At 71.2% G+C, this 15,303-nt stretch carries 12 protein-coding genes and 1 pseudogene; 8 read left to right on the forward strand and 5 right to left on the reverse strand.

Annotated elements, in window-relative coordinates:
• Positions 1-296: 296 nt before the first annotated feature.
• From L1857_RS32450 to L1857_RS32465, 4 genes are read left to right on the forward strand one after another with little or no spacing between them, the layout of a single operon-like run.
• Entirely contained in the window at positions 297-2,708 is a 2,412-nt protein-coding gene (locus L1857_RS32450; RefSeq protein WP_116109486.1) for a sensor histidine kinase, read from the forward strand.
• Entirely contained in the window at positions 2,705-3,115 is a 411-nt protein-coding gene (locus tag L1857_RS32455) for a roadblock/LC7 domain-containing protein (protein WP_020421504.1), read from the forward strand. Before L1857_RS32450 ends, L1857_RS32455 begins: the two co-directional genes overlap by 4 nt.
• Positions 3,115-3,489, forward strand: coding sequence for a DUF742 domain-containing protein (locus L1857_RS32460; RefSeq protein ID WP_017984828.1), 375 nt, complete (start codon positions 3,115-3,117; stop codon positions 3,487-3,489). Before L1857_RS32455 ends, L1857_RS32460 begins: the two co-directional genes overlap by 1 nt.
• Positions 3,470-4,060, forward strand: a complete 591-nt coding sequence (locus L1857_RS32465) for a GTP-binding protein (RefSeq protein WP_094004668.1) — start codon at positions 3,470-3,472, stop codon at positions 4,058-4,060. Before L1857_RS32460 ends, L1857_RS32465 begins: the two co-directional genes overlap by 20 nt.
• Positions 4,061-4,062: 2 nt before the next feature.
• On the opposite strand, the pseudogene lepB reads toward L1857_RS32465, so the two are convergent.
• A pseudogene (gene lepB / locus L1857_RS32470) lies at positions 4,063-4,773 on the reverse strand (signal peptidase I); the annotation flags it as partial.
• A gap of 24 nt (positions 4,774-4,797) precedes the next feature.
• Positions 4,798-5,826: a polysaccharide deacetylase family protein gene (locus L1857_RS32475; protein ID WP_249467210.1), complete on the reverse strand. Its 1,029-nt coding sequence runs from the start codon at positions 5,824-5,826 to the stop codon at positions 4,798-4,800.
• A gap of 127 nt (positions 5,827-5,953) precedes the next feature.
• On the opposite strand from L1857_RS32475, the gene L1857_RS32480 reads away from it, so the two are divergent.
• Positions 5,954-7,528 (forward strand): putative glycoside hydrolase, encoded by a 1,575-nt coding sequence (locus tag L1857_RS32480; RefSeq protein ID WP_116109497.1) that lies wholly within the window; start codon positions 5,954-5,956, stop codon positions 7,526-7,528.
• Positions 7,529-7,532: 4 nt separating this feature from the next.
• Here L1857_RS32480 and L1857_RS32485 read toward each other — a convergent pair whose 3' ends face one another.
• Positions 7,533-8,558 (reverse strand): hypothetical protein, encoded by a 1,026-nt coding sequence (locus L1857_RS32485; RefSeq protein ID WP_249467215.1) that lies wholly within the window; start codon positions 8,556-8,558, stop codon positions 7,533-7,535.
• Between the two features lie 175 nt (positions 8,559-8,733).
• On the opposite strand from L1857_RS32485, the gene L1857_RS32490 reads away from it, so the two are divergent.
• The 3 genes from L1857_RS32490 to L1857_RS32500 all read left to right on the forward strand — a co-directional run bounded on the left by L1857_RS32490 (position 8,734) and on the right by L1857_RS32500 (position 11,821).
• Complete coding sequence (locus L1857_RS32490) at positions 8,734-9,405, forward strand: GAF and ANTAR domain-containing protein (protein WP_094004664.1); 672 nt, start codon at positions 8,734-8,736, stop codon at positions 9,403-9,405.
• A gap of 154 nt (positions 9,406-9,559) precedes the next feature.
• On the forward strand, positions 9,560-9,886 hold the full coding sequence (locus tag L1857_RS32495; protein ID WP_094004663.1) for a hypothetical protein: 327 nt from the start codon (positions 9,560-9,562) through the stop codon (positions 9,884-9,886).
• 1,224 nt (positions 9,887-11,110) lie between these two features.
• Positions 11,111-11,821: an alpha/beta fold hydrolase gene (locus L1857_RS32500; RefSeq protein ID WP_116109482.1), complete on the forward strand. Its 711-nt coding sequence runs from the start codon at positions 11,111-11,113 to the stop codon at positions 11,819-11,821.
• Positions 11,822-13,075: 1,254 nt separating this feature from the next.
• Here the strand turns inward: L1857_RS32500 and L1857_RS32505 are convergent.
• Together L1857_RS32505 and L1857_RS32510 are read right to left on the reverse strand one after the other, a co-directional pair.
• The gene (locus L1857_RS32505) at positions 13,076-14,293 is read right to left on the reverse strand and encodes a lipase family protein (RefSeq protein ID WP_094004661.1); all 1,218 of its coding nucleotides are present in this window, start codon (positions 14,291-14,293) and stop codon (positions 13,076-13,078) included.
• An 11-nt stretch (positions 14,294-14,304) separates the two neighbouring features.
• Positions 14,305-15,303, reverse strand: a complete 999-nt coding sequence (locus L1857_RS32510; RefSeq protein ID WP_094004660.1) for an alpha/beta hydrolase — start codon at positions 15,301-15,303, stop codon at positions 14,305-14,307.

Raw genomic sequence — 15,303 nt, forward strand, 5'->3', positions numbered from 1 at the left:
CGACCCCGTTAGTGCGGGCGTAACGGGATCATATAGCCGGACGACAATATCCGCGCGGCTGACGAAGTCCCGGACACCTCGACGGAGAGGCGTCCGGTGCGGACAGAACGTGAAGTTGACTCATACTTGTCCGGGCTGGTTCACTCTCCCGGTCGTACAACCCACTGCGGTTCCTGTGCGAAGCGTCAACTCGGGTCCGGGGGCCGAGGCCATCACATCGAGTTGCGGGAAGGCTCCTCAGAGCGTTGAAAAAGGTATTCGGAACACGTAGGCGGCGTGCTTCGATCCGGTCGAGGGTGCTCGCGATCGCGATCGTGCCCAGCGTCGCCCTGCTGCTCGCCGGCGTGGCGCTCGCGGGTTACCTGGTCGTGCAGGCGGTCAACGCCCGCGAGTTCGCGACGAAGGTCCACGACTCGGCCGAGCCGGGCGCCCTCTTCTTCGGCGCGGTGCGCGCCGAGCGGGTGCTGACCCTGCGCACGCTGGCCGGCAACGGCACCCCGGGCGCGGATCTGATCCAGGCGCGGGCCAAGACGGACACGACGGCCGCGCGCATGGCCACCGTCCTGCAGGACATGGTCGACGACGCCCCGGAGTCGGTGCGCCAGAGCATCGCCAAGACCAGCGCGAACTTCGCCCAGCTGCCCGAGCTGCGTCAGCGCGTGGACAGCAGGCAGGCGTCCCCGCTCGAGGCCTACGCCTTCTACAACCGCATCATCGACGAGTTCGCCACCGGTCTGAACGGCGTGGCCGAGGGCGCGCCGGACGCCCAGACCGCGTTCCTCCGCGTCACCGCGATGCCGCTGTTCACCGCGGCCGACGCGATGTCCCGCGGTGACGCGCTGGCGGCCGCCGGAATCGCCGGCCGCGGCCTGTCGGAGGAGGAGTTCCGCACCTACATCAGCCAGGTCGGCGCCTACCACGCCGAGCTGGCGGTCGCCGCCCCGCAGATGATCCCGTCGGTGCGCGCCAAGTACGACGCGCTGCTGGCCAGCCCGGCGTGGGACACGCTGAGCGTGGTGGAAAACGCTTTCCTGCGCGGCAACCAGGATTCGCTGCCCGTGCCCGAGGCGCAGTGGCGCGACGCCGCGACCCAGGTCGGCAACGCGCTGATGGGCCTCTACATCGAGCAGAGCTCCAACGCCACCAACGTCGGCCTGGACAGCGGTGACCGGACCCTGGTCACCTCGATCATCGCCGGCGCCGCCGCGCTGATCGTGTCGCTGGCGGTGTTCTTCTTCGCGTGGCGCCTGTCCAACCGGCTGATCCAGCGGCTGGGCCGGCTGCGCGAGGAGACCCTGGAGGCCGCCGAGACGCAGCTGCCGCAGCTGGTCGAGCGGGTCCGCACCGGTGAGGCCGTCGACCTCGACACCGAGGTCGCGCTGCTGGACCACGGCGACGACGAGATCGGCCAGGTCGCCGACGCGTTCAACAAGGCGCAGCAGACCGCGATCGCGGCCGCCGTGGACGAGGCCAAGACCCGTGAGGGCACCAAGAAGGTCTTCCTCAACATCGCCCACCGCAGTCAGGTGCTGGTGCACCGGCAGCTCAAGGCCCTCGACGAGGCCGAGCGCAAGCAGGAGGACCCGGACCAGCTGGACATGCTGTTCCGCCTGGACCACCTGTCCACCCGCGCGCGACGCAACGCCGAGAACCTGATCATCCTGGGCGGCGAGCGGCCGGGACGGCAGTGGCGCAACCCGGTCGCGCTGGCCGACCTGATCCGCGGCGCCACCGGGGAGACCGAGGACTACGCGCGCGTCACCGTCGGCAAGCTGCCGAACGTCGCGGTCGCCGGCCCGGTCGTCGCCGACCTGGTGCACCTGCTCGCCGAGCTGCTGGACAACGCCACGTCGTTCTCGCCGCCGAACTCGCGCGTCGAGGTGTTCGGTGACGTCGTCGGCAAGGGCGTGGTCATCGAGATCGAGGACCAGGGCCTGGGCATCGAGCCGGAGCAGGCCGAAGAGCTGAACGCGATGCTGCGCGAGCCGCCGGACTTCAGCGTCATGGCGCTGTCCGCGGAACCGCGTCTGGGCTTGTTCGTGGTCGCGCGCCTGGCGTCCCGGCACGGGATTTCGGTGACGCTGCGCGACTCCGCCTACGGTGGCACCCGGGCGATCGTGCTCGTCCGGTCCGAGCTGCTGGCTCCGGTGCCGCAGCCGGACGACGCGGCCCAGCCCGAGGAGGCGCTGGTCCCGGCCCAGAGCGCGCCGGCGCACCGGTGGCCCGATGAGGCCGACGCGCCACCGGAGCCGGCCACCAACGGGCACCACCAGGCAGAGCCGACGGCGCGGGTGGACCTGTTCCGCCCCACGGTCCCGGCTGCTCCGCCGGAGCCTGCGCCGCAGCAGCAGCACACGCCGCCGCAGCGCCCGCAGATCCCGCTGCGCGCGCCGCTGGACACCCGCGTGCCGATCGACACGCGCCCGCCCCAGGCCCGGCCGCCCCAGCACGCCGGACCGATCTCGCCGGACCGCCCGCCGCTGCCGCGGCGCCGACGGCAGCAGAACCTGGCCCCGCAGTTGAGGAAGGACGAGGAGACCGCGACCTTCAGCGCCGCCACCAACGACAGCCCGAAGCCCGACCACAGCACCGTGCCCGACGACAGCCCGGAGCAGGCCCGCAGCCGGCTCTCGGCGTTCCAGCAGGGCACCCGCCGCGCTCGCGAACAGGATCCGAGCACCACCGACATTCTGGGAGAGCACACGTGACGAACGCGGGAATCAACGAGCTGGACTGGCTCCTCGACGACCTCCTGCAGCAGGTCGTGGGAGCGGACCGGGCGGTTGTGCTGTCGGCCGACGGCCTGCTGATCGGCCGGTCGACCAACCTGTCCGAAGAGGACGGTGAGCACCTGTCGGCGGTGGCGTCGGCGTTCCAGAGCCTCGCCAAGGGCACCGGGCGCCACTTCGGCGGCGGCGCGGTGCGCCAGACCGTCGTGGAGATGGACCACGCGTTCCTGTTCGTCACCACGGCCGGGCACGGCGCCTGCCTCGCGCTGCTGACCGCCGCGGACGTCGACATGGGTCTGGTCGCGTACGCGATGAACATGATGGTCAAGCGGGTCGGTGCCGCACTGAGCGCGGCGCCACGAGTTGAGCAGCAAAGCACGCCATGATGATCAGGCGGGACGACGACACCTGGTTCGACGACGCGGCCGGACCGATCGCCCGGCCGTACACGATCACCGGCGGCCGCACCCACGCCGGTGACATCGACCTGCAGCTGCTGTCCCTCGTGGTCGCCCTGCCCGGCCTGGCCGAAGCGGCCACCATGGCACCGGAGTACGCCCGGATCGTGCGGCTGTGCCAGCGGCCGCTGTCGGTCGCCGAGGTCGCGGCGCACCTGGACCTGCCGGTGCCGATCGTGAAGGTGCTGCTGGCCGACCTCATCGAGCGCGGACACGTGATCTACCGGACGTCCCAGCCCATCTCCGACACCCCGGAACAACACGTACTTCAGGCGGTTCTCGATGGCATTCGCAGGCTCTGAGCCCCGGCGGAACGTCTCCGCCACCGTGGTGAAGCTGCTGATCGCAGGCGGCTTCGGGGTCGGCAAGACCACCATGGTCGGCTCGGTGAGCGAGATCTCCCCGCTGCGCACGGAGGAGGCGATCACCCAGGCCTCGGCCGGGATCGACGACCTCACCGGGGTGGAGAGCAAGACCACCACGACCGTGGCGCTGGACTTCGGCCGCATCACGATCAACCCCGAGCTGATCCTGTACCTGTTCGGCACGCCGGGGCAGGACCGGTTCTGGTTCATGTGGGACGAGCTCGCGCAGGGCGCGCTGGGCGCGGTGGTGCTCGCCGACACGCGCAGGCTGGAGAGTTGCTTCCCGGCGGTGGACTTCTTCGAACGGCGCGGGCTGCCGTTCGTGGTCGGCGTCAACTGCTTCGACAACGCCTACCGCTACGGCACCGAGGAGGTGCGCGCGGCGCTGGAGCTGGACGACACGGTGCCGATCCTGCTGTGCGACGCGCGGGACCGGGAGTCGACCAAGCAGGTGCTGGTGATCCTGATGCAGCACGTGATGGCGAACGCGGCACTGGCCCGTCGCTAGTCGACGGTGCCCCAGCGGCCGGGTGGGAGCACGATGAACCGGACCTTGCCGATGAGGTCGTCCACCGGGACCGGGCCCTGCTCCTCGCAGCGCGAGTCGCACGAGTTGTTGCGGTTGTCGCCCATCACCCAGACGTAACCCTCCGGCACCCGGACCGGCGGGAAGGAGTCCTGCCACTGGCGCGCCGGGTCCTGCCAGTGTATGTAGGGCTCGTCCAGCGGCCGGCCGTCGACGAGGACCCGGTTCCGGTCGTCGCAGCACTGCACGGTCTGACCGCCGGTGGCGATGATCCGCTTGACGAAGTCGCGCTCGTCCGGCGGCGCCAGGCCGAACACCGAACCGACGTCCTGGAGGAAGTGCACCACCGCGTTGTCCGAACGCGTGGTCGTCACCTCGTCGCCCACCCACGCCTCCGGGCCCTTGAACACCACGACGTCACCCGCCTCCGGGTCGGTGAAGTCGTAGGTGATCTTGTCGACCAGGATCTTGTCCCCGTAACACCCGGCGCAGCCGTGCAGCGTGGTTTCCATCGACCCCGACGGGATCGTGTACACCCGCGCGAAGAACTGCTGGAACACGAACGCCAGCACCAGCGCGACGACGATCAGGATCGGCAGCTCGACCCAGAACGGACGCTGTTTCCTGGGCCGCCGCCGCCACCGCCTCGCCGGGCGGGTGGTGCTCTCCTGACCTGCGTCCTCCGGGTTCGGCACCGCACCAGGCTATCGAAAACGGCGTCAGTAGGGGTTCACCCGGTCCCGGAACTTCGCGGCCACCTCGTCGGTGTCCGACTTCGGGTAGGAGATCCGGGCCGGGTCACCGTCCGATGTGTACCGGCTGTCCGCGTTCTGCGCGAGCTTGTCCAGCCACACCGCCGAACCGTATTCGGCCTCCTCACCCGTCGGGCCCTGCGAGCGGATGCGCGGGATGTTGAGCGGGTCGAAGTCGGCGGTGAACGGTGACGCGGACGGGTTCGAGCCGACCAGGAACGCGCCCTGGTAGCGGTAGCCCGCGCCCTGCAACGCCAGCTCCATGGGCCGCGGGTGGATGCCGAACGGCAGCGCGATCGTGGTCGGGTTCGCCCGCGGCGAGGCCCGCCGGATCAGCGCGTCCAGCTCGCCGATCTCGGCCTGCGCGGTCTGCTCGTCGGCCTCGCGCAGGTTCGCGTGGGTCCTGGTGTGGTTGCCGACGTCGAAACCGTGGTCCAGCAACCACGGGATGGTCCGGGCGCCACCGGGGTCGCCGAACGGCTCGGCGTTGACGTAGAACGTGGCGACCGGCCGGAACCGCGGGTGGCTGCGGGCGAAGTCGAGCATGATCGCGACGGCGGTGCCCGGCACCGGGTTGCCGTCCGGGCCGAGCGCGAACTGGCTCGGGTCGCCGTCGTCGAAGGTGAGCACCACGGGGTGCGTGCCGGCCGGGACGTCGATGCGGCCCGCGGTGAAGTCGGCGGCCGACACCGGGACGTAGCCCTCGCGGTCGAGCCGTTCCAGCTCGGCGCGGAAGTCGTCCGGCGTGCGGTCGTAGACCGATTCGGGTTCGGTCACGATGCGGTGGTACATCAGCACCGGGACCCGGCCCAGCTCGTTGGCGCGCACCGTGGCGGGCGCGGCCGGGGCCGCCGCCGGGGCGGACGAGCGCAGCGGGGCGAACGCGGCCCACCCCTCGCCGCCGTCGCTCTGCTCGTGCGGGTGGCCCTCGACGACCGTCGTGCACGCCGTGAGCAGGAACAGGACCGCGACGAGGGAAGCCAGCTTGGGTGTCACGCCTACCAACGTGCGCCGTCCGTAGCGCGGAGGCAACGGGGTGTAACCCGAAGGGATGGATTCCCGAATGACCCGCCTGATCCGGGGAATGTGCCCGCTGCTCGGCACACCGGCGCGGGAGGGTTACATGGGCAGGCAGCGGACACGGTCCCGGAACGCGGTTCTGGTCCTCGTGGCCATCGTCGCCACGGTCGCCATCGCCGCCACCCCGACGGTGGTGCAGTCGCTCCCGTTCGGGCTGGCCATCCAGGGCCTCGGCGACGGGGTCACCACCAACGCGGAGTCGCTGCGGGACATCCGGGTGCTGGCGGCCAGGGACAGCGACCTCGATCGGGTCACGGTCATCCTGGACGACCAGCCGGTGACCACAGCGCGTGACGGTGGCCGGCTGGTCCTGCCGCCGCTGAAGGTCGGCGACGGCGAGCACACCCTCGTCGCCCGGCTGCCGAACGAGATTCCGGGCCTGCCGGACGCCGAGGTGTCCCGCACCTTCCACGTCGACAACACCGCGCCGGAGCTGTCCTTCCAGCCGATCGAGATCAGCGACCCGCGCAAGCCGGTGACCCTGCGCGGCACGGCCAAGGGCGCGGACAAGGTCACGGTGCAGGGCGAAGAGGTGAAGGTCAACGAGTTCGGCAACTTCACCGTCACCATCCCGACTCCCCCGGCGAAGATCGAGATCGGCGCGCAGGACGCGGCGGGCAACCGCGCGGCCGGCCGGGTCCCGGTGCGCGCGCGGCACCCCGGCATGCGCGGCGTGCACATGACCGCGGTGGCGTGGACGGCGCCGGCGCTGCGCGAACCGGTGCTGCAGATGGCGCGGGACGGGTTGATCGACACGGTCCAGCTGGACATCAAGGACGAGAGCGGCGAGGTCGGGTACGCCTCGCAGGTGCCGCTCGCGAAGGAGATCGGCGCCGCGAAGAACTACTACGACCTGCACGGGGTCGTCGAGCAGCTGCACAAGGAGGGGGTCCGCGTCGTCGGGCGGCTCGTCGCGTTCCGGGACCCGATCCTGGCGCGGGCGTCGTGGGAGTCCGGCGAGCGCGACCGGGTCGTGCAGAGCGCCGACGGGCAGCCGTGGGCGGGCGGGTACGGCGAGTACGCGTTCACCAACTTCGCCAACCGCGAGGTGCGGGAGTACAACATCGCGCTGGCGACGGAAGCCGCGCGGGCCGGGTTCGACGACATCCTCTACGACTACGTGCGGCGGCCCGAGGGCCCGATCGAGCAGTTGCGGTTCCCCGGACTGGAGGGCACGCCGGAGGAGGGGATCGTGGACTTCCTCGCCGAGAGCCGCAACGCGGTGCGGGCCGAGGGCGCGTACCTGGGCGCGTCGGTGTTCGGGATAGCGGTCAACCGGCCGACGCAGATCGGGCAGGACATCACCGCCATGGCACGCAAGGTGGACTACATCGCGCCGATGATCTACCCGTCGCACTGGGGTCCGGGCGAGTACGGGGTCGCCGATCCGGAGTCGCAGCCGCTGGAGATCACCCAGCGGTCGCTGGCGGCGTTCGCCGAGAAGGCCGCCGGCACGCAGTCGGTGATCATCCCGTGGATCCAGGCGTTCAGCATGTCCGTCCACTACGGACGCGACCAGATCCGCGCGCAGCTGGACGGGGCGCGGGCCAACGGGATCGACTCGTTCCTGCTGTGGAACGCCTCGTGCAAGTACAACGCGGCGGACCTGGCGCCCTGACCGGTCAGACCGGGAGGGGTTCGATCTCGCCCGGGGTGGCGTAGCGGTACCGATCGCCCACCTTGATCTCCAGGTGCAGGTATCCCTCTTCATCGGACAGTACCGCGTGGACCGTCCCGATCAGACCGTCGCGCAGCCGCACCCGACTCCCGGCGGACACCGCGACCCCGGCGACCACCACCTCGTCGGTCTCCGGGCACACCGCGCCGGGGTCCCACCAGGTGTCCTCCGGGATGCCCCGGCGCAGGTACTGGATGCGTTCTTCGCTCTCCGGCACGAGGATCGGGTGGTCGTACAGGGTGACCGGCGCGGCCAGCACCGCGGCGTCGTTGTCGCCCAGCAGCACCGGCCACAGCCGGTGGCTTTCGCACTGCTCGGCGGCCGCACGAGCCCACGGCGGCGGCTCGGTCAGCGACACGAACCGGCCGGCGTTCACGGCGAGCACCACATGGACGGACAACATCGCGTGCCGCAGCGCCTCTTCGCGCGATGAGTCCGGCTCGTACCACTCGGTGGTGTTGACGACGTCGGCGCGCAACCGGATCCCGTTGCGGCCGCCCAGGACCCGCGCACTCAGCCGCAGCTCGCCGGTGACCGACCAGCTGCGGCGGACGAGTTTCCCGGCCCGGCCGAGGATTTCGGTCCGCTCGGCGCCGCCGACGACGAACGGGACGCAGGTGCGCTGGGCGGTCAGCTCGGCGACCGGCAGCACCGCGTCGATCTCGCGCTCGACCACCTCGTCCCAGGTGGTGTGCTCGGTACCGTCCACGGTCAGCGACGCCACCGGGTCGTACCCGCCGTCGGCGCCGCGGCGGCACACGACGCGCTCCTGGCTCTGCAGGAACCGCAGCCGGACGTGCAGCACTGCGTGCGAGCGCGGTTCGAGCAGGCACTCCACGCGGCAGTCGGCGAAGTCACCGGCCTGCGGCGACGCGAACGCCGGCGGCATCAGCACGCCGAAGTCCGGCGTCCGCGGGTGGTACAGGACGGCGTCGCCGATCGCCCTGGCGGTGTCGAACGCGGTGGTCATGCGACACGGTAGGACTGTAACGCATATCACACAAGCGCGATCGCCCGCGCTGGGGACGTAAACGCTGGTCAACAACGGTGCAGAGCCGATCGGCCACGTATCGTGGTTCACCCGATCAGCCCAGTTCTGCGGACCGGTAGGCGGGTACGGCTTGGGGACACCGGGAGGGCGGCCGATGCGCACCGAACTGATCGACGCCCTGCTCGAACTGCTGGCGCGCGAATCCGAGGACTTCGACGTGCACCGGTTCGCGCAGGACCTCGCCGAGCGCGCGGCGGTTCTCGGGCCGGCCCGCGACGCCGGGGTGGTGCTGTCGTTCCCGGCGGAGCCGGAGCGGATCACCGCCGGCACCGGAGCCGCGCCGGCGCTCGTGCGGTTCCAGCTCGAACACGACGAGGGGCCCGCGCCCGAATGCCTCCACAGTGGATCATCCGGTGGTGGTCCGTGGCCCCGGTTTTCCACTGCCTGCGCGGAAGCCGGTTACTCCTCAGTAGAAACTTTGCCGATTCTGGCGGACGGCCGGGTTTTCGGTGCGCTCTGTCTGTTCGACGCCGGCGGGAACGCGGGCGGGACCGGGCTTCGGCTGGCGCACGCCGCGGCGCTTCGCCTGGCCCACCAACGGGATCTGCACCAGCTCGGCGTGCGGTTGCGGCACCTGCAGACCGCGTTGGACAGCCGGATCGTCATCGAGCAGGCGAAGGGGATGCTCGCCGAACGGCACAAGATCGGTGTGGACACTGCGTTCGAGGGGTTGCGGCGGTACGCGCGTGACCACAACCAGCGGGTCGCGGACCTGGCGCGCGCGATCGTCGACGGCCGCGACCCGGTGCGGCCGAACGATTTCTGACGGTTTCCGGGGGACGAAGGGTCGTGTTCCGGACATTCGCCGGTTAGCATCGGGTTCCGCCGTCGCCAGGAGGCAGGCAGACGGCGGAGGAGGAACCCGCTCCGGACCCCGGCGGTGCCCGCTGTTGGAATGCTCGATGCGAGGGGAGCACCGGATGACGACCACGTCCCACGACCACCAGCTGCAGGCGGACGCTTTCCGCGTCGGGGACCGGCTGATGTACCTCGACCGCGACGACGACGGGCCGGACAAGGTGACCGTGCGCGTGGGTGTCGTGTCCGGGAAGTGCCGGACCGGCGAGGAGGGCCTGCTGGTGCCGATGACCGACGAGGACGGCGGGGAGCGGTGGATCGCCGCCTCGGACGTCCTGGGCAGCGGCTCGAGAGCGGGCAACCGTCATGAGACCGATCGGCCCGCGCGGTGGCGGCACCACCTGTCGCCCAGCGGACGGCACCATCGGCAGGAGGCGCCGGAGTCGTGAGGTGAGCCGGGCGTCCGGCTGGCCGGGCGTCCGGCGGTGGTTCCGGGCGGCCGGGGCGGTGGTTCCGGCAGCCCGGCGGTGGTTCCCGGCGGCCCGGCGGCGGTTCCCGGGCGTCTGTGCGGCGGTTCCCGGGCGGTCGGGCGGTGGTGCCGGGCGCCCGGGCGGCGGTTTCGGGCGGCCGAGCGGTGGTTCCGGGTATTCGGGCGGTTCCCGGGCGTCTGGGCGGCGGTTCCCGGGCGTCTGGGCGGCGGTTCCCGGGCGTCCGGGCGGCGGTTCCCGGGCGTCCGGGCGGCGGTTCCCGGGTGTCCGGGTGGCGGTTCCCGGGCGGTCGGGGCGGTGCTTCCGGGCGTCCGGGTGGCGGTTCCCGGGCGTCTGGGCGGCGGTTCCCGGGCGTCTGGGCGGCGGTTCCCGGGCGTCCGGGCGGCGGTTCCCGGGTGTCCGGGTGGCGGTTCCCGGGCGGTCGGGGCGGTGCTTCCGGGCGTCCGGGTGGCGGTTCCCGGGCGTCTGGGCGGCGGTTCCCGGGCGTCCGGGTGGCGGTTCCCGGGCGTCTGGGCGGCGGTTCCCGGGCGTCTGGGCGGCGGTTCCCGGGTGTCCGGGTGGCGGTTCCCGGGTGTCCGGGTGGCGGTTCCCGGGCGGTCGGGGCGGTGCTTCCGGGCGTCCGGGTGGCGGTTCCCGGGCGTCTGGGCGGCGGTTCCCGGGCGTCTGGGCGGCGGTTCCCGGGTGTCCGGGTGGCGGTTCCCGGGCGGTCGGGTGGCGGTTCCCGGGCGGTCGGATGGCGGTTCCCGGGCGGTCGGGGCGGTGGTTCCGGGCGCCTGGGGCGGCGGTTCCCGGGCGGTCTGGGGGTGGTGCCGGGCGCCCGGGCGGCGGTTTCGGGCGGCCGAGCGGTGGTTCCGGGCGGGCCCGGCGCCGGTTCCGGGCGTCCGTTCGGCCTCACCCGCGGAGGGGGCTCGGCGGGGGTGATTTTCGGGAGCCCTGCCCGGCCATCCCCTCGGCCAGCGCCGCGCGGGCCGCACCCTGCCACTCAAGCACGGCGTCCTTCTCGGCGCCCACCCGATCGGACTAGTCCGGAACAGTGTGCCCACCGCTCGCGCCGGTCATCAAACCTCGAAAATCATTTTGATCACGGGCGAGCGGGTTGTAGCGTCGCGGCGTTCGTGCGGCCTGAGGAGGTGAGACCCATTTTCGCGGTATCCGGTTGGGTTCTCCTCCCGAAAGGCATCACTCATGCGCTTCACCTCGGAGACGGCTGCTGACGGCGTCTCGGAACGTTCGTTCTCGCTCGGCGATGTGACCGGTGTGTTCTGGTCACCGGTTGGCGCCGTCGGCGGTCCGCTGGTGCTCCTGGCACACGGCGGCGGGCAGCACAAGAAGGCCCCGGGGTTGGTGGCACGAGCCCACCACTTCGTGCGGGCCTGCGGATTCTCGGTGGTGGCCATCGACGCGCCGGGCCACGGTGACCGGCCGCGCACCGAGCAGGACGAGCGGGCCCGCGCGCTGATCCGGCAGCGGATGGCGGCGGGCGAGCCGGTTTTCGACGAGATCGCGCGGGACAACGCCTCGCGGGCGGCGCAGGCCGTGCCCGAGTGGCAGGGGGTGCTGGACGCGCTGCCGGGGTTCGGGCCGGTCGGGTTCTGGGGCGTGTCGATGGGCAGTGCGATCGGGATCCCGTTGGCCGCCGCGGAGCCGCGGATAGCCGCGGCGGTGTTCGGGCTCGCCGGCGATCTGCTGGTGGAGGCCGCGCGAGGCGTGCGAATCCCGATCGAGTTCCTGCTCCAGTGGAACGACGAGCTCATCCCACGCGAGACGGGCTTGACGCTGTTCGAGGCGTTCGCGTCGGAGGAGAAGAGCCTGCACGCCAACCCCGGCCGGCACGCCGACGTGCCGCACTTCGAGCTGGAGAGCGCGGGGCGGTTCTTCTCGCGGCACCTGCGCTGAGGCCTGGGTAGTTGCGCGGGTGGGCACTTCGTGACGGCGCGAGTGGGCCAGTCGCAGGACGGTGAATGGACCGTTCACCCGCGGCCGGGGCAGCTGGGGCAGGCAATCGGCGCCGCGCTGGATCGCCTAGAGACGGGTGAGTGGGCCAGTCACACGGCGATGAACGGGCCATTCATCGGCAGCACCCGGCGGCGAGATGCGTGAGGGCTGGGCGGCGAAGCCCGCACCGGCTCCCCTGGCCGGGCGGGTGGGCCAGTCGTGAAGCAATGAATGGACCGTTCACTCGCCAGGGGGAGTTGAGACGGGGAGTCGGAGCCCGGGATGGGTCGCCCGGCCGCGTGAGTGGACCACTCGTATGCGGATGAACGGGCCATTCATCGGCAGCACCCGGCGGCGAGATGCGTGAGGGCTGGGCGGCGGAGCCCGCACCGGCTCCCCTGGCCGCACGAGTGGACCAGTCGTGAAGCAATGAACGGACCGTTCACTCGCCAGGGGGAGTTGAGACGGGGAGTCGGAGCCCGGGATGGGTTGCCCGGCCGCGTGAGTGGACCACTCGTATGCGGATGAACGGGCCATTCATCGGCGGCACCCGGCGGCGAGGAGCGTGAGGACGGGGCGGCGGAAACCGCACCGGCTCCCCAAGCCGCACGAGTGGACCAGTCGTGAAGCAATGAACGGACCGCTCACTCGCCCAAGGGAGTTGAGACGGGGAGTCGGAGCCCGGGATGGGTCGCCCGGCCGCGTGAGTGGACCACTCGTATGCGAATGAACGGGCCATTCATCGGCGGCATACGGCGGCGAGGAGCGTGAGGACGGGGCGGCGGAAACCGCACCGGCTCCCCAAGCCGCACGAGTGGACCAGTCGTGAAGCAATGAACGGACCGCTCACTCGCCCAAGGGAGTTGAGACGGGGAGTCGGAGCCCGGGGTCGGTCACCGGCGCTGCGTGAGTGGACCACTCGTATGCGGATGAACGGACCGTTCATCGGCCACAGGCGGTCGCCAGGTGTGCAAGGGCTGGGCGGCCCGGCGGGAAAACCGGGCCGCCCAGCACGTTCACGGTTGGCGGAGCCAACCAGCGGATCAAAGCTCCCAGAGCGCGGGGTCACGAGGCAGGATCAGCGGGTTCGCAGGCGCCTCACTGGCAAAGGGCACAAGGCATCATCAGCACCCCCAAGGCGCCTCACCAGCGAAGGGCCATGACCCACCGCCAGCACTCCGAAGGCGCCTCACCGACGAAGGACCACCACCGCCATCAGCAGTTCGACGGTGCCTCCTTCCCGGCGAACCTGTCGACGATCCACTTGTGGGCGTCCGCGTTGCCGGCGAATATGCCGCTCAGGTGGTCCGACACGTAGGTGCTCCACTGCTCCCGCACGCCCGCCGCGCAGTAGCGTTTGTGCAGTGCCTCCGCCTGGGGGGTGTTGACGATCTCGTCCAGGGCCGCGTGGTACTGGAACACCGGGACGCGTGGCGGGGCCGCCCCCAGCTTGTTCTCCGCCAGGCGCGCCTGCCACTCGGGCGTGTCCAGCGGGTTCGACGTCGTGTAATCGGAGATCTTCTTGAACGCGTAGTTCGTCAGCAGCTCCACCACACAGGCGTTCCGCTTGGCCTCCGCGAGTTGCTGCCGGCCCGTCTCGTTCAGGTACGAGTCCAGCCGCAGCTCCGGGTACGCCGCGTCCAGGCCGACCGCCGCGAACGCCAGGAAACCGAAACCCAGGTACCCGTCCAGCCCCTTCGCCACCTCGGTCAGGTCCGCGGGCACCCCACCGGCCACCGCGCCCACGAGGTTCATCTCCGGCGCGTACGTCGGCTGCTTCTCCGCCGCCCACAGCGCACCCCCGCCGCCCTGCGAGTAGCCCTGGAAGATCACCTTGGCGCCGTCGGACAAACCAGCCTGCGACAACCGCTGCGCGGCGCGCACCGAGTCGATCACCGCGGGGCCCATCGACTGGCCCGTGATGTACGTGGGCACGGTGGTCGGCGAGTAACCCTCGTAATCCGTCACCGCCACGGCATACCCGCTCGACAACGAGTCGTTGATCGCCGGCTGGTCGTACAGCGTTCCGCGCTCGATGGCCTTCGACGGGGTGCACTTGAACGCCGGCCCCTGCGTCCCCACCGCGAAACCGACGATCGGCGCCGTCGACCGGTCCACCCCCTTCGGCACCAGCACCGTGCCGGTCACGGCGTTGCGCTCCCCCAACGCGTTCGTCGACAGGTACATCACCTCCCACGCGTCCGCGTTCGCCGCGTTCATCAGCGGCACCGTCGGCCGCCAGCGGATCACGTCACCGGGGCTGCCCGCCGGGAGCGGTGACGGCGGGGTGTAGAACGAATCGTCGAACGGACCCGGCAACACCGGGCTCGCGGCGACCGCGGACGGCGGCGAAAACGCCACCGCGCCACCCGCGAACAACACCAAACCCACCAGCGCGGCCAGCAGCCGACGCCGGAACTCACGGTTCTTCACACGTTCCTCCTTCACAGACCAAGAGCCGGAGCGAGCACCGGCCACGAGTTGTGCAGTGCCCGTTCCCAATACGGCCAGCTGTGCGTGCCGGCGCCGTAGTAGTCCACAGTGGCCGGAACGCCCATCAGCTTCAGCTTGTCGGTGAAGCTGCGGGACGTGAGCAGCGCCGCCGGTTCCAGCGGATCCCACTGCCCCGGCGGATCGAGCGGGCCGGTCCGGCCATCGCCGCAGGAAATGTAGAGCGCGGTGCCGCGCAGGTCGTCGATGTGGTCGTACGGGTTGCGCGACCACCAGATCGGCCAGCTCGCCTTCTCGTCACCCCACAGGTCGAAGAAGTTGTAGTGCCCTGCCCGGATCAGAATGCCCTGGATCACCTCGGGCGTGCCGGGGAACAAGGTGTTCGGAATTCCGCTGTACGACGCCGCCGCGCCGAACATTCCCTTGTGGAGGAAGGCGTACGCGAGCGCGCCGTACCCACCGATGGAAACCCCGGCTACTGCTCGCCGCGTGCCACCGCGGTAACCGCGTTCGACGATCTGCCGGACCTCTTCCGTGTGGAACCGGTCCCAGTCCGGTGTGGACTTCAGCCCGAAGTTCCACCACTTCGTGTACATGCCGGCCTCGCCGTCGGAGGGCATGACGACGATCGCGTCCTTGTCCGCGGTGAACGCCTTCACGTCGGTGAACCGGTCCCACGACTGGTAGTCCGCCGGCTCGCAGCACCCGTGCAGCAGCCACAGCGTCGGCCAGGTCCGGGCGGGCTCGGCGCGCCACTTGACCGGCACGATCAACCGCACCATGCCGGTCCGGCCCAGCGCGGGCGAGTCGATCTCCAGGTCGACCGTCCGGTCGTCGATCCAGGTCTCGGTGACCACTTTCGCTCCGTCGTCGGCGCTGACCGTGGCGGCCGACACCGGCGCGGCCAGCGCGGCACCGGTGACCATGGCGACGACGGGTAACACCAGCAAGGCCCAGCGGCGACGGCGGCGCCCGGCCCGATCGGTTCTCAT

The organism is Amycolatopsis thermalba (assembly GCF_023376025.1).
GTDB lineage: Bacteria > Actinomycetota > Actinomycetes > Mycobacteriales > Pseudonocardiaceae > Amycolatopsis_E > Amycolatopsis_E thermalba.